Annotated in this window: 17 protein-coding genes and 2 riboswitches; of the genes, 5 read left to right on the top strand and 12 right to left on the bottom strand. The window is 70.3% G+C overall.

Features of this window, described 5'->3' with window-relative positions; translation table 11 throughout:
• Nucleotides 1–417: 417 nt before the first annotated feature.
• From C1J01_RS23835 to C1J01_RS23825, 3 genes are all read right to left on the bottom strand, one after another.
• On the bottom strand, nt 418–906 hold the full coding sequence (locus tag C1J01_RS23835) for an RDD family protein (RefSeq protein WP_111181200.1): 489 nt from the start codon (nt 904–906) through the stop codon (nt 418–420).
• 111 nt (nt 907–1,017) lie between these two features.
• Nucleotides 1,018–2,487, bottom strand: coding sequence for an RDD family protein (locus C1J01_RS23830; RefSeq protein ID WP_146615702.1), 1,470 nt, complete (start codon nt 2,485–2,487; stop codon nt 1,018–1,020).
• Nucleotides 2,488–2,572: 85 nt separating this feature from the next.
• Nucleotides 2,573–3,142, bottom strand: coding sequence for an amino-acid N-acetyltransferase (locus C1J01_RS23825; protein ID WP_111181198.1), 570 nt, complete (start codon nt 3,140–3,142; stop codon nt 2,573–2,575).
• A gap of 278 nt (nt 3,143–3,420) precedes the next feature.
• A riboswitch (cyclic di-AMP (ydaO/yuaA leader) is annotated at nt 3,421–3,572 on the top strand.
• Between the two features lie 84 nt (nt 3,573–3,656).
• Between C1J01_RS23825 and C1J01_RS23820 the strand changes: the two genes are divergently transcribed.
• Nucleotides 3,657–4,610, top strand: a complete 954-nt coding sequence (locus C1J01_RS23820; RefSeq protein WP_235854623.1) for a C40 family peptidase — start codon at nt 3,657–3,659, stop codon at nt 4,608–4,610.
• A 2-nt stretch (nt 4,611–4,612) separates the two neighbouring features.
• On the opposite strand, the gene C1J01_RS23815 is transcribed toward C1J01_RS23820, so the two are convergent.
• On the bottom strand, nt 4,613–4,825 hold the full coding sequence (locus C1J01_RS23815; protein WP_111181196.1) for a LuxR C-terminal-related transcriptional regulator: 213 nt from the start codon (nt 4,823–4,825) through the stop codon (nt 4,613–4,615).
• A gap of 268 nt (nt 4,826–5,093) precedes the next feature.
• Here C1J01_RS23815 and C1J01_RS23810 point away from each other — a divergent pair, with 268 nt between their 5' ends.
• On the top strand, nt 5,094–6,161 hold the full coding sequence (locus C1J01_RS23810) for a cytochrome P450 (protein ID WP_235854622.1): 1,068 nt from the start codon (nt 5,094–5,096) through the stop codon (nt 6,159–6,161).
• Nucleotides 6,162–6,197: 36 nt separating this feature from the next.
• Here C1J01_RS23810 and lysX read toward each other — a convergent pair whose 3' ends face one another.
• Nucleotides 6,198–7,679, bottom strand: coding sequence for a bifunctional lysylphosphatidylglycerol synthetase/lysine--tRNA ligase LysX (lysX, locus tag C1J01_RS23805; RefSeq protein WP_111181195.1), 1,482 nt, complete (start codon nt 7,677–7,679; stop codon nt 6,198–6,200).
• A gap of 170 nt (nt 7,680–7,849) precedes the next feature.
• Here lysX and C1J01_RS23800 point away from each other — a divergent pair, with 170 nt between their 5' ends.
• A complete protein-coding gene (locus C1J01_RS23800; protein WP_111181194.1) occupies nt 7,850–8,311 on the top strand; it encodes a hypothetical protein in 462 nt (153 codons plus the stop codon).
• 62 nt (nt 8,312–8,373) lie between these two features.
• On the opposite strand, the gene C1J01_RS23795 is transcribed toward C1J01_RS23800, so the two are convergent.
• The 5 genes from C1J01_RS23795 to C1J01_RS23775 all read right to left on the bottom strand — a co-directional run bounded on the left by C1J01_RS23795 (nt 8,374) and on the right by C1J01_RS23775 (nt 14,098).
• Nucleotides 8,374–9,156 (bottom strand): type III pantothenate kinase, encoded by a 783-nt coding sequence (locus C1J01_RS23795; RefSeq protein ID WP_111181193.1) that lies wholly within the window; start codon nt 9,154–9,156, stop codon nt 8,374–8,376.
• A gap of 3 nt (nt 9,157–9,159) precedes the next feature.
• Nucleotides 9,160–11,685, bottom strand: coding sequence for an L-aspartate oxidase (locus C1J01_RS23790; RefSeq protein WP_111181192.1), 2,526 nt, complete (start codon nt 11,683–11,685; stop codon nt 9,160–9,162).
• 83 nt (nt 11,686–11,768) lie between these two features.
• Nucleotides 11,769–12,605 carry a pantoate--beta-alanine ligase gene (gene panC, locus C1J01_RS23785; protein ID WP_111181191.1) on the bottom strand — a complete coding sequence of 279 codons (837 nt, stop codon included), beginning with the start codon at nt 12,603–12,605 and terminating at the stop codon, nt 11,769–11,771.
• A 21-nt stretch (nt 12,606–12,626) separates the two neighbouring features.
• On the bottom strand, nt 12,627–13,517 hold the full coding sequence (locus C1J01_RS23780; protein ID WP_111181190.1) for a Rossmann-like and DUF2520 domain-containing protein: 891 nt from the start codon (nt 13,515–13,517) through the stop codon (nt 12,627–12,629).
• A gap of 347 nt (nt 13,518–13,864) precedes the next feature.
• A complete protein-coding gene (locus C1J01_RS23775) occupies nt 13,865–14,098 on the bottom strand; it encodes a chaplin (protein WP_235854621.1) in 234 nt (77 codons plus the stop codon).
• A gap of 190 nt (nt 14,099–14,288) precedes the next feature.
• Between C1J01_RS23775 and C1J01_RS23770 the strand changes: the two genes are divergently transcribed.
• The gene (locus C1J01_RS23770) at nt 14,289–15,251 is read left to right on the top strand and encodes an SAM-dependent methyltransferase (RefSeq protein WP_111181189.1); all 963 of its coding nucleotides are present in this window, start codon (nt 14,289–14,291) and stop codon (nt 15,249–15,251) included.
• On the opposite strand, the gene C1J01_RS23765 is transcribed toward C1J01_RS23770, so the two are convergent.
• Both C1J01_RS23765 and C1J01_RS23760 read right to left on the bottom strand, forming a co-directional pair.
• Nucleotides 15,235–16,428 carry a cytochrome P450 gene (locus tag C1J01_RS23765; RefSeq protein ID WP_111181188.1) on the bottom strand — a complete coding sequence of 398 codons (1,194 nt, stop codon included), beginning with the start codon at nt 16,426–16,428 and terminating at the stop codon, nt 15,235–15,237. The genes C1J01_RS23770 and C1J01_RS23765 overlap by 17 nt on opposite strands.
• Nucleotides 16,428–17,189: a TerC family protein gene (locus C1J01_RS23760; protein ID WP_111181187.1), complete on the bottom strand. Its 762-nt coding sequence runs from the start codon at nt 17,187–17,189 to the stop codon at nt 16,428–16,430. Before C1J01_RS23760 ends, C1J01_RS23765 begins: the two co-directional genes overlap by 1 nt.
• Before the next feature lie 222 nt (nt 17,190–17,411).
• A riboswitch (SAM riboswitch) is annotated at nt 17,412–17,527 on the top strand.
• A gap of 325 nt (nt 17,528–17,852) precedes the next feature.
• Between C1J01_RS23760 and C1J01_RS23750 the strand changes: the two genes are divergently transcribed.
• On the top strand, nt 17,853–19,109 hold the full coding sequence (locus tag C1J01_RS23750; RefSeq protein WP_111181185.1) for an aminotransferase class V-fold PLP-dependent enzyme: 1,257 nt from the start codon (nt 17,853–17,855) through the stop codon (nt 19,107–19,109).
• Nucleotides 19,110–19,147 lie beyond the last annotated feature (38 nt).

Here is a 19,147-nt window from a genome sequence, read left to right as displayed (position 1 = left end):
GACCGGCCGATCAGTTCTGGCGCTCCGGCTGATCCTCGCGGTTTCGCCGGCCGCCCAGGGCCTCGGATCGGACCAACTTCACTACGCCAAAGATGAAGGCGCCGCCCACCACCACGGGGGGGATGAGCGCTGACAATACGTCTGTTAGGGCTTCCATTCGTCCTCGGCCTCCACGGCTAGCGGGGTTTCGGGGCGCTTTAAGCGCTGGCAGCGGGGTCACGGAGAGCCCGGCTCCCCCATGACAGCAGGCGACAACCGCCCGCACCCGACCATAGCGGCACACACTCGCCCTACGCGCGCAGGGGCGCCGACGTCCGGCAAGCCGGACGCCCCATAGCCTAATGCCAGTCTCTCCAGGGTCCTTACCGGATCAAGGGAAAATTTTGCGAAAAGCCATCCGTGCAGGTACGGAAGGTCTCACCGAAGATCTTTTACCACCTGCGTTCCGGCCAGCCGGTCGTGCGGCCCCCGCTCGAGCGGCTTGTCGATCAGGATGAGCAACCCGACTCCGAACAGCAACATTCCCGCGACCAGATTCACCACCGGAATGCCCATCAGCATGACAGGCGCAGGATAGACCAGCGCCCGTTTGAGCAGAGACCGGGACGGCAGATCCCGGGGCTCCAGGCGAATCCGCATGATCGCCTTACCGAAGGTCCGCCCGCGCCGCGAATGAGCCAGCCAGTCGTAGCAGGCATAAGCGGCGCCGGCCACCGCCCATGAGAACACACCCGGCAGTCTCCCGCCGAACATCTCCGACATCCCGACAGTCCGGAAGATGCCCCACAGGGCGATGAACAGAATGTAATAGAAGACGCCGAAGACGAGCGCTTCAATGAGCCGGGCGGCGAGGCGTTCCCACCATTCCGCGGGCACCGGGCCCGACGGCGGCGGCGTGCCGGCCATAACTCCCACCTCGCGTCATCGGCGGCTCGGATCCCCCCATTTTGGTACGGTCACCCCGACAAAACATAGGGGCCGGCGCGAAGCCGGCCCCGTGTTTTACGTCCGCGAAGACTACTTGATCTTCACCACGACGGTCTGGCCGACCTTGTCGGCGAACGTCTGCTGCAGCGGCTTGTCCCACAGCATGGAGGCGCCGTTCAGGCCGTACCAGAGGGCGGCGATGAGGCCACCCAACGGCAGGCCGTAGAAGAGCCAGCCCCCCAAAGTCAGCAGGGCTCGCTTGAGGGACGCGTCGGTGGGCAGCCCTCCCGGCGGCATCATCTGGCCGACCTTCACGACCTTGATACCCATGATCATCTTGCCGAGCGTCTGGCCCCTCATCTTGTGCATGAGGAAGTCGTAGGCGACGAAGATGACGCCCACGATGACGCCCGCGATGAGGTTGCCGAGGAAGGACCCGAAGAAGCCGCTGGTGGCCCCGGTGGTCGAGTCGTAGCTGACGAGGAGGACGCCCAAGAGGACGACCGAGATCACGAACAGCACGATGCCGAAGATCACGCCGTCGACGATCCGCGCCACCAGGCGCTGCCACCACTCGGCCAGCGGCGCCGGGGCGCCCGGCGGCTGCACGCCGACCGGGCCGTAGCCGGGCTGCCCGTAAGGGGCCTGGCCGTAGGGCGGCTGACCGTAGGCGGGCTGCTGCGGCTGGCCGTAGCCCTGACCGTACTGCTGCTGGTCGTAGCCGGGCTGGCCGTACTGCTGCTGCTGACCGTAGCCGGGCTGGGACTGCTGCTGCCCGTACTGGGGCTGCTGGCCGTAACCCTGGCCGTAGTCGGGCTGGGACTGCGGCTGCTGGCCGTACTGCGGCTGGGCGAAGCCCGGCTGCGACTGCTGCTGCTGGCCGTAACCCTGACCGTAGTCGGGCTGCTGCCCGTACTGGGGCTGCTGGCCGGACTGCGGCTGCTGACCGTAACCCTGCTGACCCTGCTGACCCTGCTGACTCTGTTGGGCCTGCTGGCCGAAGTCGGTCTGGCCGTAGCCCTGCTGCTGACCGTAGTCGGGCTGGGGCTGCTGCCCGTACGCGGGCTGCTGGCCGTAGCCCGGCTGGGACTGCGGCTGCTGGCCGTACTGGGGCTGCTGGCCGTAAGCCTGTTGGCCGTAGCCCTGCTGGCCGTAGTCGGGCTGGCCGTAGCCCTGCTGCTGACCGTAGTCAGGCTGGGACTGCGGCTGCTGGCCGTACTGCTGCTGGCCGTAGTCGGGCTGGCCGTAACCCTGCTGCTGACCGTAGCCCTGCTGGCCGTAGTCGGGCTGGGATGAGGGCTGCTGCCCGTAGTCGGGCTGCTGGCCGTACTGGGGCTGGCCGTACTGGGGCTGCTGGCCGTAAGGGGGCTGCCCCTGCTGGCCGTGGCCTGGTTGTCCGTAGGGGGGCTGCCCGTAGGCGTCGTCCACCCGGTAGCCGACCACAGTCGCGTCCGGGTCGGGCTCGCCAGGGTGGCGGCCCGGGTTCTGCTGCCCGTAGGGGCCGGGTGCAGAATTATCGCCGGATTCGTTCTGCGGATACGGCGGCTGTCCGGTGCTCACCGTGTCACCTCGCTTCAAGTGCGCATGTGGCACGTGTCAGGACACATGCCTGTGCTGCCCAACGTATCGACATAGGTATCAACAATCACCTTTCCATGTGGTCAGCGTCCGCGTCACCCGATGTGAGGTGCAACAGCATGCGGGTGTTGCCGAGGGTGTTCGGCTTCACGTGTTCCAGATCGAGGAACTCCGCCACACCCTCGTCGTACGAGGCCAGGAGTTCGGCGTACACCTCGGGCGATACCGGCGTGCCCTGTATCCGGCGGAAGCCGTGTCTCGCGAAGAAGTCGACCTCAAAAGTCAAGCAGAATACACGCCTCAGCCCCAGATCCTTCGCCTGCTGGATCAGCGCGGAGACGATGCGGTGGCCGATGCCCATCCCCCGGCACACGGGGTCCACGGCGACGGTGCGGACCTCGGCGAGGTCCTCCCACAACACGTGGAGCGCGCCGCAGCCGACGACCTGCCCGCCCCGCTCGGCCACCCAGAACTCCTGCACGTCCTCGTACAGCGTCACCGTGGCCTTCTCCAGGAGCCGCGGCCCCGCGCCCGCGTAGGTGTCGACGAGCCGCCGGATCGTCCGCACATCGGGGGTCCGGGCGCGCCGGACCACCACCGCGGTCTCGGACAACGTCGGTTCGGCCACTTGCTCCATGGCTCTCCAGCGTACAGATGTCATTACGGCTCAGCCTTAACTCCCATGTCCCGCCCCATCTTGTTACATCTCATCGCCAGCTGGACACGTGCGCCGGCGACAAATCGTCGCCGCCGAAGCACGACAATCAGGGCAAAATGCCCGTTGTGCACGGGAGTACACGCCTTCACCTCAGGACTCTCCCGCTGTGAAAGCCCTGCCAAGTCGGCAGTTCCGGTTGAGCACGAACCCGGAGTGCATTAGTGTCCAGCGACGATGTTCCCCGTGTGTCCCCACACGCGGGAGACACGCCCAATCCCCGCGAGGGGAGCCGGGGACCCGCCGGTGGCCACCCCCAACAGCCACCACCGGGGTGAATCCGAGTTCGCTCGGTAGGGCTGCTCCGGCCCGAACCCGTCAGCTAACCCGGTAGGCGTCTACGAGAGGAGCTTGGTTGGTGAAGCGCTTGCGCGAGCGCACAGGCAGACACGCCCGTCCGTCCGTACGCGGACGGAGATCACGCCTCCTCGGTGTGGTGAGTCTCACAGTCGCCGCGACGCTGCTCGCCGTCCCCGTCGGTTCGGCCGCCGCCGACCCGAAGCCTTCCCTCCAGGACCTGGCCGACCAGGTCGAGAAGATGCACACCGAGATCGAGACGCTCGCCGAGCAGTACAACGGCCAGCGCGAGAAGCTCAAGACCGCGCGCAAGGCCGCCGACGCCGCGCAGAAGACGCTGGCCGACAGCGAGGCCGATCTCGCCGCCAAGCGCGCGAAGGCCGTCGCCCTCGCCCAGAACGCCTACATCACCGGCGGCCTGGGCCGGGCCCTGACCTTCGCCTCCTCCGAGGACCCCGAGAAGTTCCTCGACCAGGCCGCCACCACGTATGCGCTGGAGCAGCAGCAGGGCGAGGAGGTCAGCCAGCTCCTCAAGGCCATGGACGCCGCCGAGCGGGCGCGCGCCGGCGCCAAGGCGCGCATCGACGAGGTCGAGAAGCTGGTCTCCGACATCGACGCCAAGCGCGACAAGATCACCAAGCTGGTCACCAAGGTCGAGAGCAACCTGTTCCGGCGGGCGCTCGGCGAGGCCGACCGGCCCGGCACCCGGGCCACCCGCGTCAACCTGCCGGTCCCGGGCGACGGCAAGGCCGCCGCCGCCGCGCGGTGGGCGCTGACGCAGCAGCTCAAGCCGTACGTGTGGGGCGCCGAGGGGCCGAGCTCGTACGACTGCTCGGGGCTGGTGATGGCGGCGTACCGGCAGGTGGGCATCTCACTGCCCCACTACACGGGCAGCCAGTGGACGTCGGGCCGGCACATCGACCGCTCGGAGCTGCGCCCCGGCGACCTGGTGTTCTTCTACAGCGACCTGCACCACGTCGGCATCTACCTCGGCGGCGGCATGATGGTGCACGCGCCGCGGACCGGCGACGTCGTCCGGATCGCCGCGATCGAGGGCCGGCCGTACGCGGGGGCCGTCCGCATCGCCGACTGAGCTCAGATGAGCTGACGGCGGGCTGCCCAGACCACGGCCTCGATCGCCGTGGCCACGCCGATGCGGTCGCAGATGGCGCGCAGCCGCCGGCGCACGGTGCGGCCGCTGATGTCGAGCCGTCGGCCCACCCGGTCGACGGTGACCCCCTTGGCCAGCTCCGCGAGCAAAGCAAGATCCGCCTCGCTCAGCTCGACGCCTTTCGTGAGCACATCCATCGGGAGCCCTCCCCCAACAGCTGCGGGCCGGAAATCGATCCCCGCAGACGGTAAACGCATCATGGAAAGGTGGTCAAGCATAACAATCACCATGCGTGACGATCACTATTGACATGATCCGATATATGTGACCTACTCGCGATATGTCGGCACTGATCGGTCCGCGATGAACGACGTCAACGGCCCTTCCGTCACTCCCGCGGACGTCCTGGGTTTCGATCCCTTCGATCCGGAATTTCTCCGTGATCCATATGTCCGATATCGCGAGATGAGCGAACACGGCCCTCTCTTCCGTACGCGGGCCGGCCTGCTCGTCGCCACCACGCACGAACTCTGCACCGTTCTGCTCCGCGACCCCCGCTTCGGCCGTGGTTCAGGGCCGATGAGGTCCACGGGCGAGCCCGCCCAGTCGTTCCTGTGGATGGACCCGCCCGACCACACAAGGCTGCGCGGTCTGGTCAGCCGCGCCTTCACCCCGCGCATGCTGGAACGGCTGCGCCCGCGCGTCGAGGCCATCACCGCCGACCTGATCGGCGCGCTGCCGGAGGAGGCCGACCTCGTGTCGGGCCTGGCGTACCCGCTGCCGGTGATGGTGATCAGCGAGATGCTCGGCGTGGCGCCGGAGGACCACCTGCGCTTCCGCGGCTGGAGCGAGAGCCTCGCCCGCGGCCTCGACCCGATCCTGACGGACGACCTCGCGGCGGAGAGCGGGCGGGCGGCGCAGGAGTTCCGCGACTACTTCCGCGAGCTCATCGCGATCAGGCGCGAGCGCCCCGGCGACGACCTGCTGAGCGCCCTGACCCAGGTGAGCGAGCTGACCGAGGGCGAGCTGCTGGCGACCTGCGTGCTGCTGCTCGTGGCCGGCCACGAGACGACCGTCAACCTCATCGCGAACGGCGTGCTCAACCTCACCCGCCACGGCCTGCTGAAGCACGCCGCCGAGCACCCGAAGCAGGTGGTCGAGGAGGTGCTGAGATACGACCCGCCGGTCCAGCTCACCGCCCGCCAGGCGCTGCGGGACGTGGAGCTGGGCGGTGTGCCGGTGCCCGCGGGCACGCGGGTGATGGCGCTGATCGGCGCGGCCAACCGCGACCCGGCGGTCTTCCCCGACCCGGACCGCTTCGACGTGACCCGCGACCCGGGCCGCCACCTGGCCTTCGGGCTCGGCATCCACTTCTGCCTGGGCGCGACGCTGGCCCGCATGGAGGGCGAGATCGCGCTGTCGGCCCTCGCGACGGCGGCGCCGGAGCTGGAGGTGGCCGACCCGGAGCCGCCGTACAAGGGGAATCTGGTGCTGCGCGGCCTGGCCGCACTGCCCGTACGGCTCAGGCGTTAGCCGAGGCGGCTCGGCCGCCTCGGGCCGGGCGCCTCGTCAGTGGGTCGGCCTGACCAGCGGGAAGAGGATGGTCTCGCGGATGTTCTTGCCGGTGAACGCCATGATCATCCGGTCGATGCCGGCGCCCATGCCACCCGTCGGGGGCATCGCGTACTCGAGGGCCTGGAGGAAGTCCTCGTCGAGCTGCATGGCCTCCAGGTCGCCGCCCGCGGCCAGCAGCGACTGCTCGGTCAGGCGGCGGCGCTGCTCGATCGGGTCGACCAGCTCGGAGTAGGCGGTGCCGAGCTCGGTGCCGAAGCCGATGAGGTCCCACTTCTCGGTGAGCAGCGGGTTGTCGCGGTGCTGGCGGGTCAGCGGCGAGGTCTCCAGCGGGTAGTCCATGACGAACGTGGGCTGCACGAGTGTGTGCTCGACCAGCGCCTCGAACAGCTCCTGCACGAGCTTGCCCGAGCCCCACTTCGGGTCCCAGTGGATCTCGCGGTGGTCGGCGATCTTGCGCAGCTCCTCCAGCGTGGTGGAGGTGGTGATCTCCTCGCCGACGGCCTGCGACACCGCGCCGTAGAGCGTGACGCGCGGCCACTCGGGGAGGCCGAGGTCGACCTCGACGCCGTCGTGGACGACGACCGTGGTGCCCAGGGCCGCCACGACGGCCTTCTGGTACATCCGCTGGGTCAGGTCGGCCATGTCGTTGTAGTCGAGGTAGGTGCCGTACGCCTCGACCATGGTGAACTCGGGGTTGTGCGTCGAGTCGGCGCCTTCGTTGCGGAAGTTCCGGTTGATCTCGAAGACCTTCTCGATGCCGCCCACCACGAGCCGCTTGAGGTAGAGCTCGATCGCGATGCGGAGGTAGAGCTCCATGTCGTAGGCGTTGATGTGGGTCCTGAACGGCCGGGCCGACGCGCCGCCGTGGATCGGCTGCAACATCGGCGTCTCGACCTCGAGGTAGCCCTCTTCGTGCCAGAAGTCGCGTACGGCGCGCACGGTGTCGCTGCGCAGCCGGGCCATCTTCCTCGACTCGTCGTTGACGATGAGGTCGACGTAGCGCTGGCGCACCCGCGCCTCGGGGTCGGTGAGCCCGATGTGCTTCTCCGGCAGCGGGCGCAGACACTTGGCGGTGATCTGCCAGCTGTCGGCCAGGATGGACAGCTCGCCGCGGCGCGAGGTGATGACCTCGCCGGTGACGCCCACGTGGTCGCCCAGGTCGACGTCGCGCTTCCAGGAGGCCAGCGACTCCTCGCCCACCTTGTCGAGCGAGATCATGACCTGCAGGTCGCCGCTGCCGTCGCGGAGCGTGGCGAAGCAGAGCTTGCCGCTCACGCGGTTGAGCATGACGCGCCCCGCGACGCCGACCGTGTCCCCGGTGGCGAAGTCGGGCTCCAGGCCCTGGTATTTCTCCCTGACCTCGGCGTTGGTCGCCGTGCGTGGGAAGGTCACCGGGTAAGGGTCGACGCCCTCGTGGCGAAGGCGGTCGAGCTTCTCCCTCCGGATGCGCATCTGCTCGGGAAGTTCGTCGCTCACAACATCAAAGGGTAGGGGATATGGCGAACTGCAAGGACTCGTCGGTTAGCTGCATGATCCCTGCATGACGCGTGCAGGGTCGCTGCAAGAGACCTCGCGTACCAATATCCCACGAGCTCAGGGGGGAGCCGGCAGGGAGCCGGCCCGCATGGGGAGCTCGGGGAGAGAAGATGTACAAGAAGATCGCGACCGGGCTCATCGCCGTCGCCGCCACCACCGCCGTGGCCCTCTCGCTCCCGACGGCCGCCAGCGCCGCGTCGTACGACCGCTCCGAGTCCTTCGGCCCCGTGTACGCCCAGCGCTTCCTGGCCAAGGCCGAGGGCCGGATGTTCGTCGACTGGGACCGCCGCGGCCGCTCCAACGAGGTCGTCGTCACCGGCCGCCTCCAGGACCTCGACCGCCGCTCGTACGAGGACGGCGGCAAGTGCGCCTACGTCACGTTCCAGGCCGGTGACTTCCGCCGCCACTGGAACACCGTCTACACCGACCGGTACTGCGGCTTCCCCGGCTCCAAGCGGATCTCCTTCCGCGAGGACGACGTCCGCACGCTGCGGGTGCGGGTCTGCCAGGTGCGGCCGCACGGCGGGTTCCCGACGAACTGCGGGAGCTGGGAGTACCTGAGCACCCGATGACCTCACGTGAAGAGAAGAGCGGCCTCCCTCGCACCGAGGGAGGCCGCTCTCGTCGTTCGGCGTCAGGCGGTGTTGCGGTGGTAGATCAGCCGCAGCCCGATGAGCGTCAACCACGGCTCGTGCACGTCGATCGAACGCGACTCGCCCACGACGAGCCCCGCGTGGCCGCCGGTCGCGACCACGGTCACCTCGTCGGGGTCGTCGGCGAGCTCGGCGGCCATGCGCTCGACGATGCCGTCGACCTGCCCCGCGAAGCCGTAGATGATGCCGGCCTGCAGCGCCTCGACGGTGTTCTTGGCGATCACCGAGCGGGGCCTGACCAGCTCGACCTTGTGCAGCTGCGCCCCCGCGGCGGCGAGGGCGTCCACGGAGATCTCGATGCCGGGCGCGGTGACCGCGCCGACGTATTCGCCCTTGGCCGACACCGCGTCGAACGAGGTCGCGGTGCCGAAGTCGACGATGACGCAGGGGCCGCCGTACTGGTCGATGGCGGCCAAGGCGTTCACGATGCGGTCGCTGCCGACCTCTTTGGGGTTGTCCATGCGTACGGGCACCCCGGTGCGGACGCCCGGCTCCACGATCACCGCCTGCACGTCGCCGTAGTAACGGCGGCACATCTCCCGCATCTCGTTGAGCACGCTCGGCACGGTGGAGCAGATCGCGATGCCGTCGACGTCGGCGCCCTTGAGCAGGGGGGACTGTGTCAGCAGACCCTGCAGCACGACCGCGATCTCGTCGGCGGTGCGGCGGGCGTCGGTCGCCAGCCGCCAGTGCTCGATGACCTCCTCACCCTCGAAGAGCCCCAGCACGGTGTGCGTGTTGCCGACATCGATCGTGAGCAGCATCCATTACCCCCGCAGATCCAGAGCGATGTCGAGGGCCGCCGCTGAATGCGTCAGCGCTCCCACCGCAAGGTAGTCGACGCCAGTTTCCGCCACTTCACGGGCCGATTCCAAGGTCAATCCCCCACTTGCCTCAAGTGCAACCCTGTTTTCCGCTCGGGTTCTCACGAGATTCACCGCTCTGGTTGTGTCCTCGACCGTGAAGTTGTCCAGCAGCACCAGCTCGGCGCCCTCGTCGAGCACCGGTTCGAGCTGGTCGAGCCGGTCGATCTCCACCTCGATCGGCAGATCCGGGTAGCGCTCCCTGACCAGACGGAACGCCTCGGCCACGCCGCCCGCGGCCACCACGTGGTTGTCCTTGATCAGGGCGGCGTCGGACAACGACATGCGGTGGTTGACGCCGCCGCCGCAGCGTACGGCGTACTTCTCCAGCGCACGCAGGCCGGGCAGGGTCTTGCGGCTGTCGCGGACGCGGGCGGCCGTGCCGCTGATCGCCTCGACCCACCTGGCCGTCAGCGTCGCCACCCCGGACAGGTGGGTGAGCAGGTTGAGCGCCGTACGCTCGGCGGTCAGCAGGGCGCGCACCGGGCCTTCGACGGTCATGAGCACGTCGCCGGCCCGTACGCGCTCGCCGTCCTTGGCGCGGCGCTCGGCGCGCGCGGCGCCCAGCCGGACGAACACCGCCTCGGCCACCGCCAGCCCGGCGACCACGCCGTCCTTGCGGGCCACCACGTCGGCGGCGGCGCGCTGCCCGGCCGGGATGGTGGCCAGGCTCGTCACGTCGCCCTCCTCCTGGAGGTCCTCGGCCAGCGCGCGGTCGATCAGCGCGTCCACCTCGGCCGGGTCGAGCCCGGCCGAGGTCAGCTCCTGCGCCAGCCGTGACGGCATCGTGTCCCCATGCGGTGTGTACGTCATGCCCAGCCCCTCCTCGCTCAGGGTCACGTCCAGGTGGCCCAGCCATTCGTTGTCGTCGCGGCTCTCGTGGTCCTCGCGCCAGTGGGAGCCGCGGGTCTCCAGCCTGGCCGCCGCCGCGCCGGTCAGCACGGTGGCGACGGTGAGCAGGTTCGTCGTCTCCCACGACTCGGTGCACGGCGGCACCTCGACCGGCGTCCAGCGGGCGTCGCGCAGCGCCCTGGCGGTGGCGACCAGCGACTCGCGGCTGCGCAGCACGCCCGCCCCCGTGCTCATGTGAGCCTGGACGCGCGACCTGGCGCGCGGGTCCACCAGCCCGGAAGCGGCCTCGCCCGGGACCGGGTCGCCGGGCTCGGGGCGTACGGCGTGGATGTCCTCGGCGATGCGCTCGGCGAAGACGAGCCCTTCCAGCAGGGAGTTGGAGGCCAGCCGGTTGGCGCCGTGCACGCCCGTGCAGGCGACCTCGCCGCACGCGTACAGCCCCTCGATGGAGGTACGGCCCCGCAGGTCCGTACGGACGCCGCCGCTGGCGTAGTGGGCCGCCGGCGCCACCGGGATGAGGTCGGTGGCGGGGTCCACGCCGTGCTCCCGGCAGACCGCGTAGATCGTCGGGAAGCGCGACTTCCACTTGTCGCGGCCGAAGTGGCGGCCGTCGAGGAACATGTGGTCGCGGCCGGCCTCCCGCATCCTGCGCATGATCGCCTTGGCCACGACGTCGCGCGGCGCCAGGTCGGCCAGCTCGTGCGCGCCCGCCATGAACCGCTCGCCCTCATGGTCGACCAGGAACGCCCCCTCGCCCCTGACCGCCTCCGAGATCAGCGGCTGCTGGCCGGTCGAGCCCTCGCCGAGCCAGAGCACGGTCGGGTGGAACTGCACGAACTCCAGGTCGCGCACCACCGCCCCGGCCCGCAGCGCGAGCGCCACGCCGTCGCCGGTGGAGACCGCGGGGTTGGTGGTCGCCGCGTACACCTGGCCCATGCCGCCGGTGGCCAGCACCACCGCCCTGGCGTGCACCGCGCCCACGCCGTCGCGCGCGCCCTCGCCCATGACGTGCAGGGTCACGCCCCTGGCCCGGCCGCGGGCGTCCTTCAGCAGGTCGAGCACCAGGGCGTGCTCGATCACCTCGACGGAGGCGGCGCGTACGGCCTCGGCGAGCGCGCGCTGCACCTCCGCGCCGGTGGCGTCGCCGCCGGCGTGCACGATCCGGCGCCGCCGGTGCCCGCCCTCCCGCGTGAGCTGGAGCTCCCCGTCGGCCGTGCGGTCGAAGCGGGCGCCGCGGGCCATGAGCCTGCGCAGCGCCCCCGGCCCCTCGGTCACCAGCGTGCGCACGGCCCGTACGTCACACAGCCCGACCCCGGCGAGCAGCGTGTCGTTCAGGTGCTCCTCCGGCGTGTCGCGCGGGTCGAGCACCGCCGCGATGCCGCCCTGGGCCCAGCGGGTGGAGCCGGACGACAGCACGTCCTTGGTCACGACCAGGACCTTGGCCGCCGGGTCCAGCTCGGCGTACCGCAGGGCCACGGTCAGGCCCGCGATGCCCGAGCCCACGACGACCAGGTCCGCCTCGACGGTCCAGCCGGGGGCGGGAGCGGTCAGCCGCAGGGGAATTGCCGGTGCACTCATTGGGGGTCTCCTCGTCTGAGGCGATTTCGTCAACATGACGATAACGCCAGGCGCGGCGTGCGCATGCCCCGGGGTCCGGTCGATCAGGAGGGGTTCAAGGTGACGGTGACGTTGTCGATCAGCCGCGTGGAGCCCACCCTGGCCGCCACCGCGAGCACGGCCATGCCGTGGTACGACTCGCTCACGTCCGTGAACGTGGCCGGATCGACCAGCGCCAGATAGTCCAGCTCCAGCCGCGGGCCGGCCTGGGCGAGGACCTCGTGCGCGGCCGTACGGATCTTGTCGGGGGTCAGCTGGGCCGCGCCGGCGCGCAAGGCCCGCGAGAGCCCCAGCGCGACCTTCCTGTCGTCGTCGGACAGGTAGCGGTTGCGGCTGGACAGCGCCAGGCCGTCGGACTCGCGCACGGTCGGGGCGCCCAGGATCTCGACCGGCACGTCGAGGTCGGCGACCATGCGGCGGATGAGGGCGAGCTGCTGGGCGTCCTTCTGGCCGAAGACCGCGAGGTCGGGCCGGACGAGGTTGAACAGCTTGAGGACCACCGTCAGCACGCCGTCGAAATGGCCCGGCCGGGACGCCCCCTCGACGACCCGGCCCATCTCGCCGGCGGACACGCTCACCTGCCGGCCGGGCGGATACATGTCGTCGACGCCCGGATGGAACACCACGTCGACGCCCTCGTCCCGGCACACGTCCAGATCATCATCGAACGTACGGGGATAGCGTGAAAAATCCTCGCTAGGCCCGAATTGGAGGGGATTGACGAAAATGCTGACCACGACCTGATCCGAGCGCACCCGAGCCTGCCTGATCAGCGAACGGTGTCCCTCGTGCAGCGCCCCCATGGTCGGCACCAGGGCCACCGTTCCCTCGCGGCGGGCCGCGAGCAGGTCTGCCCGGTTCCTGGCGACGATCAGATCCATGGTTGCCCTTTCACGCGACGGTCAGGTCCATATATTGCCCCCCAGCGCGTCGAGCAGCCGCTCCGCCTCCTCCGGTTTGAGCAGCCCGGCGGCCAGCGCGCGGTCGGCCGTGAGCCTGGCCAGCGCGACGTAGGCGTCGGCCGCCTCGGGCGCCGCCAGGATCAGCGCGTCGACGTGTTTGCGCACCGTGCCGGCGTCGCCGCGGACGACCGGGCCGGTCAGCCCCGTGATGCCGAGCCGCAGCACGTTGTCGAGCGCGGCCCCGAGCAGCGGGCCGAGCATGCGGCCGGGATGCTCGACGCCGATGCGCCGCAGCAGGTCGGACGACTCGGCGATGAGCGTGACCATGTGGTTGGCCGCCCCGGCCAGGGCCGCGTGGTAGAGCGGGCGGTCGGCGTCGGCGATCCAGACCGGCTCACCGCCCATCTCGATCACGAGTGCCTCTGCAACCGGGCGCACGGCCTCGGGCGCGGTCACGCCGTAGGAGATGCCGGTCAGCTTGTTGAGGTCGTCGTCGCGGCCCGTGAACGTCATCACCGGGTGCAGCGCGAACGGCACCGCCCCCGCGGCCGCCGCCGGATCGAGCACCGACAGCCCGTGAGCCCCGCTCGTGTGCACCAGCATCTTGCCCCGGAGGTCGGCCCCGGTGGCGGCCAGCCCGCTGACCAGCGAAGGAAGCACGTCGTCGGGCACGGTCAGCAGCACCAGCTGAGCCGCGGCCACCACCTTGTCGGGCGGGGACGGCGCGACCCCGAGCCGTTCGGCCATCCACCGCTGGGAGTCATCGGACACGCCGCTCGCGGCCACCACCCGGTGGCCCGCCTGCGCGAGCGCCGCTCCCAGGGCCGATCCCACCTTGCCCGCCCCCAGCACGCCGACAGTCAGCCGTGCCGGCCGATCACCTGCGTCCATGACGTCTCACCCCTGTCGACCCGATGGCATCGCCATGCGTAACGGCCTCTTGTGTTGCCCACGGTAAGCCACGCCATGTGGCCCTCGGCGAGGGGGCATGCCACCGTGACTGGGGCTTTGCTGCGGGTTGAGTTATCGACAAAAGCGACAAGGGCATACAAATGGTGCACCCCCTGTCGGAAGAGATGAGGAGAGGGGTTCATCGCATGGCGGCGGGCGCCGAGTCCGTTTGGGACCCGACGCCCGCATCGGATGTGACCTCTTGGAGGTGCGCCGGCTGGCCATCCGCCGACTGACCAGCCGGGAGGGGAGCCCGGACCGGCCTGCGCCGGCCCGGGCTCTTCCTGCTACCAGTGGCGCTTGTACCCGTGGACCCCCGCGCCGCCCTTGCAGCCGGCGACGGCCACGCCGAAGACCGCGACACCGTTGCCGCAGACGTTGATCGGAGCGTTGATCGGGACGCGGACTTGGTTGCCGGAGATGATGCCGCCCTTGCCGCTGGTGATGTCGGCGTGCGCGGCGGGGGCGACCAGCGTCATCGCGGCGACGGCTCCGGTGAGGACCAGGACCTTCTTCAGCACGAGGGGCTCCTTTCGGTTGCGCGGCCGTGGCCGCGGGGGTGCTTGCTCGAGCGAAGCCGCCCGCCATCTGGGTAAACAGCGGAGCGTATTCACTCAGTGACAACAAGTAAAGGCTAGCGCAAGTGAGCCACGTTGAGTAGTCATGAAATTACTCTGCGTGCTACTGGCGAGTCATGAGATAGTCCTGGGCATGTGGCTCACCTGGCGCGCCGCGACGGAACGCGCGCTGTACGGCGAGAATGGCTTCTACCTCCGCGAACGCCCGTCAGGCCACTTCCGCACCTCGGTCAGCGCGTCGGCGGTCTTCGCCGAGGCCGTCCTGAGGCTGCTGTCGGAAGTGGACGCCGAGCTCGGTCACCCCGCCGAGCTCGACCTGGTCGACGTCGGCGCGGGCGAGGGCGTGCTGGTCACCCAGGTGCTGGCCGCCGCCGGGCCCGCGCTGCGCGACCGGCTCCGCGTCACCGCCGTCGACCTGTCGCCGCGCCCGCCCGGCCTGCCGGAGCGGGTCCGGTGGTCGAGGAGCCTGCCCGCGAAGATCACCGGGCTGGCCGTCGCCAACGAGTGGCTCGACAACGTGCCGCTCGACGTCGTGGAGCAGACCCCCGACGGGCCGCGGCTGGTCATGGTCGACGTACGCACGGGCGAGGAGCGGGTCGACGGCCCGTTGCGCCGGGCCGACCTCGCCTGGCTCGAACGGTGGTGGCCGCTGCCCTGCGTGGGGGCGCGGGCCGAGATCGGCCGCCCCCGCGACGAGGCGTGGGCCTCGGTCGTCGCCCGCCTCACCAGGGGCAGGGCGGTGGCCGTCGATTATGCACACCCTGTGGACAACCGTCCTCCCCACGGCACGCTGACCGGTTACCGCGACGGCGCGGTGGTCCCGCCCGTACCCGACGGGAGCTGCGACATCACCGCCCACGTCGCGCTCGACGCGTGCGCCGAGGCCGGGCGGCGGGCCGGTGCGATATCCACAACGTTGTCCACACAGCGCGAGGAGCTGCGGGCGCTCGGCGTCACCGGCGCCCGCCCGCCGCTCGAGCTGGCCCGTACCGACCCGAGCGGCTACCTCAGGGCCCTGGCCAGGGCGTCGGAGGAGGCCGAGCTGATCGACCCGGCCGGGCTCGGCGGCTTCGGCTGGCTCAGCCAGTCGCGCTGAGCTCCAGCGCCCGCAGACCGCGGATGACGTAGCCGGGCTTCCACTCCGGCTCCGCGCGCAGCTCCAGCGTGGCGGCCCGGTCCAGCAGCGCGCCGAACGACTCCATGAGCTCGATGCGGGCCAGCGGCGCCCCCAGGCAGAAGTGGATGCCCGCGCCGAACGAGATGTGCGGGTTGTCCGCCCGGCCCACGTCGAGCCGGTCGGGGTCGGGGAAGACCGCCGGGTCGCGGTTGGCCGAGCCGAACAGCAGCGCCACCTCCGTGCCGCGCGGGATGCGCACGCCGTGCACCTCGATGTCCTCCAGCACCCAGCGCTCGAACATCTGCAGCGGCGTGTCCCAGCGCATCAGCTCCTCGATCGCCGTGGGCAGCAGCGAGCGGTCCTCGCGCAGCCGGGCCAGCTCGGCGGGGTTCCTGAACAGCGCCCACCAGCCGTTGCCGGTGACGTTCACGGTGGCCTCGTGGCCGGCGTTGAGCAGCAGCACGCAGGTGCCGACCAGCTCGTCCTCGGTCAGCTCGTCGATCTGGGTGAGCGCGCTGACGAGGTCGTCGCCCGGCTTGCGGCGGCGGTCGGCGGCCAGGGACTTGAGGTAGTCGGAGAACTCCGTCGCCGCGCGTACCGCCGTGTGCTGGGCCTGTGGGGTCGGGTTGAGCTCGTACATGCCGCAGATGTCGGCCGACCAGGGGCGGAGCAGGTGGCGGTCGGCCTCGGGGATGCCGAGCATCTCGGCGATGACCGTCACCGGGAGCGGCTCGGCGACCTCGGCGATCAGGTCGCCGCCGCCCTTGTCCACGTACGCGTCCACCAGGCTCCGGGCGATGGCCCGGACCTGGGGACGCAGTGACTCGACCATGCGCGGGGTGAACGCCTTCGAGACCAGCCGGCGCAGCCTGGTGTGCACCGGCGGCTCGACGTCGAGCATGCCCGCCCTGATCACCCGCCAGAACGGCTCCTGGAACTCCGGCTCCGGTGGCCGGCCGAACTCCTCGTGCGTGGCCACGTGCAGGTACGACCGGCCGAGGCGGCGGTCGCGCAGCAGCGCGTTGACGTCGGCGTGCCGCGCGACGAGCCACTGGCCCGTCGGCTCGAAGTAGCTGACGGGCGCCTCACGCCGCAACTCGTCATAGACGCGGTACGGGTACGCCACGAAATCCGGATTCCAAGGATCAAAGCCCACTATTGCATCTTAGAAGCGGTCTCCCCCTCCGCCGAGGTCGCGACCTTCTTGCGCTGCCTGCTGCGCATCCGGATGTTGAGCAGCTCCACGATGACCGAGAACGCCATCGCGAAGTAGATGTAGCCCTTGGGGATGTGCTGCTCGAGCCCCTCGGCGACGAGCACGACGCCGATGAGCACCAGGAACGCCAGCGCCAGCATCTTGATGCTCGGGTGCTGGTCGACGAACCGGCTGATCGGGCCGGAGGCGAAGAGCATCACCAGCACGGAGACCACCACGGCCGCGATCATGACGCCGATCTCCTCCACCATGCCGACGGCGGTGATGACCGAGTCGAGCGAGAAGACGATGTCCAGCAGCATGATCTGCACGATCACCGAGGTGAACGAGGCGGCGGCGGGCTTCTTGCCGTCGTCGCCGTGGGAGACGTCCATGGTGTGGCTGATCTCGGTGACGCTCTTGGCCAGCAGGAAGAGGCCGCCGAGCAGCAGGATCAGATCACGTCCGGAAATTTCGTGACCCATGACGGAGAAGAGCGGCTCTGTTAACTGGACCACCCACGACAGGCCGAGCAGCAGGAGCAACCTGCTGATCAGCGCGGCCGCCAGGCCCAGCACGCGCGCCCGGTCCCGTTGTGCGGGCGGCAGTTTCCCCGCGAGGATGGAGATGAAGATGATGTTGTCGATCCCCAGCACGATCTCCAGGGCGACGAGGGTGAAGAAGCCGATCCAGATCTGCGGGTCGGTCACCCAATCCAACATCGGCGCACCTCCATTGACTAGTAGCTGACGGTTTCCGGTAGCAACGAGCCGGGCGCGGCATAAGTTCGCACGCTTGCGATTCCGGACGAGGTGCCGGGCAGGGGCGATCTTCGGGGAGATGTCCAGTCCCTGGCGAGACGCCGGACGCGACGATTCTCCGGCGAGATGTCAGACGGGGGGCGGTGTGATGAGCGGTTCGTCCTTGGTATAGTCCCCGGCGTAGGTCATGAGTGCCAGCGACAAGCCCCGGCTAGCTGGCCGGCAACCCTCGCGTCCGCGGCGGGGTGCCCCGGGTGAAGACCTGGTCCGCCACGGGGTGTGGCGGGCAAGCGCGGGCTCCGTGGCTGCTCCCAGGGGTCCGACGACCCTTGTAGGAGGTATGCCGTGCCGACCCTGACGATCTTCAACTCCGTCCCCTCCCAGCCGACCCCTTCGAATGCCGCCTCGCCGCAGCCCGACTCGTCGCACACCGACCGGTCACAGGCCGCTCCGTCGCAGCCCCCGCTGTCGCAGACCGCCTCCTCGCAGACCGGCTCGTCCAAGGCCGGCTCGTCGCAGACCGGCTCGTCGAAGGCGGGCCGGTCGCGGCCTCATCGCTCACCGCAGACCGGCCTGTCGCAGACCGGCTCCTCCCAGGCCGGCCGGTCGCCGGCCGGCGCGTCGGTGACAGGCGCGTCGCCGGCCGGGGGCGGCGAGGCGGAGCGTCCCATCCCCGCGGTGCTCGGCGCCGACCTCCAGGTGCCGGTGAAGGGCGGCAGGCTCGTCGGGTACGCCAACCTCGACTACGCCGCCAGCGCCCCCTGTCTGGAGCCGGTCAGCGCCGCCGTCACCGCCGCGCTCCCGGCCTACTCCAGCGTCCACCGCGGCGCCGGCTACGCCTCGCAGCTCACCACCGCCCGCTACGAGCAGGCCCGCCACACCGTACGGGCCTTCGCCGGAGCCCGCCCCGACGACGCCGTCATCTTCACCCGCAACACCACCGACGCCACGAACCTGCTGGCCGGCTGCCTGCCCGAAGGCACCACCACCGTGGTCTTCGACACCGAGCACCACGCCTCCCTCCTCCCCTGGAAGAAGTCCGTACGCCTGGCGCCACCCGCGTTCCCCGGCGAGGCCGTACGCGCGGCCGACCAGGCGCTGGCCGCCATCGACGGCCCGAAGCTGCTCGTCGTCACCGCGGCCTCCAACGTCACCGGCGAGCTGTGGCCCATCGCCGCCCTGGCGCACATCGCGCACCGCCACGGCGCCCGCATCCTCGTGGACGCCGCCCAGTACGTGCCCCACCGGCGGCTCAACCTGACCGCGCTCGACCTCGACTACGTGGCCTTCTCCGGACACAAGCTGTACGCCCCGTTCGGCGCCGGCGTACTCATCGGCCGGCGCGACTGGCTGACCGACGGGGAGCCGTACCTGAAGGGCGGTGGCGCGGTGCGCTCGGTGGGCGACACCACCGAGTGGCACGACGACCCGGAGCCCCGCCACGAGGCCGGCACCCCGAACGTCCTGGGCGCCATCGCCCTCGCCGCCGCCTGCGACGCCCTGACCGCCACCGGCTGGACCGCTCTCGTCCACGAGGAAGAACGACTGATCGCCCGCCTGCGGTCGGGCCTCGCCGCGATCGAGGGCGTGCACGAGTTGTCCCTCTGGGGTGACGACCACCCACGGGTGGGGATCGTCTCGTTCACCGTCTCCGGATACACGGCCCGCGAGGTCGCCGAGATCCTGTCCAGCGAGTACGGCATCGGCGTCCGCGACGGCAAGTTCTGCGCCCACCCCTTCCTCCAGCACCTCCTGGGCAAGAGCGACGGCGGCTGCGACGACGACACGGCCTCCGCCGTACGCGCCTCCATCGGCATCGGCACCACCGACGCCCACGTGGACCGCCTCCTGGAGGCCCTCCGCAACCTGACCACCCGCTGACGCCCCCACCGGCCGACACCCCCGGCAAACGCGGTCGC

Source organism: Nonomuraea aridisoli (assembly GCF_003236395.1).
Classification (GTDB): domain Bacteria; phylum Actinomycetota; class Actinomycetes; order Streptosporangiales; family Streptosporangiaceae; genus Nonomuraea; species Nonomuraea aridisoli.
Note: the sequence above shows the minus strand (reverse complement) of the source record. Positions and strands in the feature narration are given on the sequence as shown.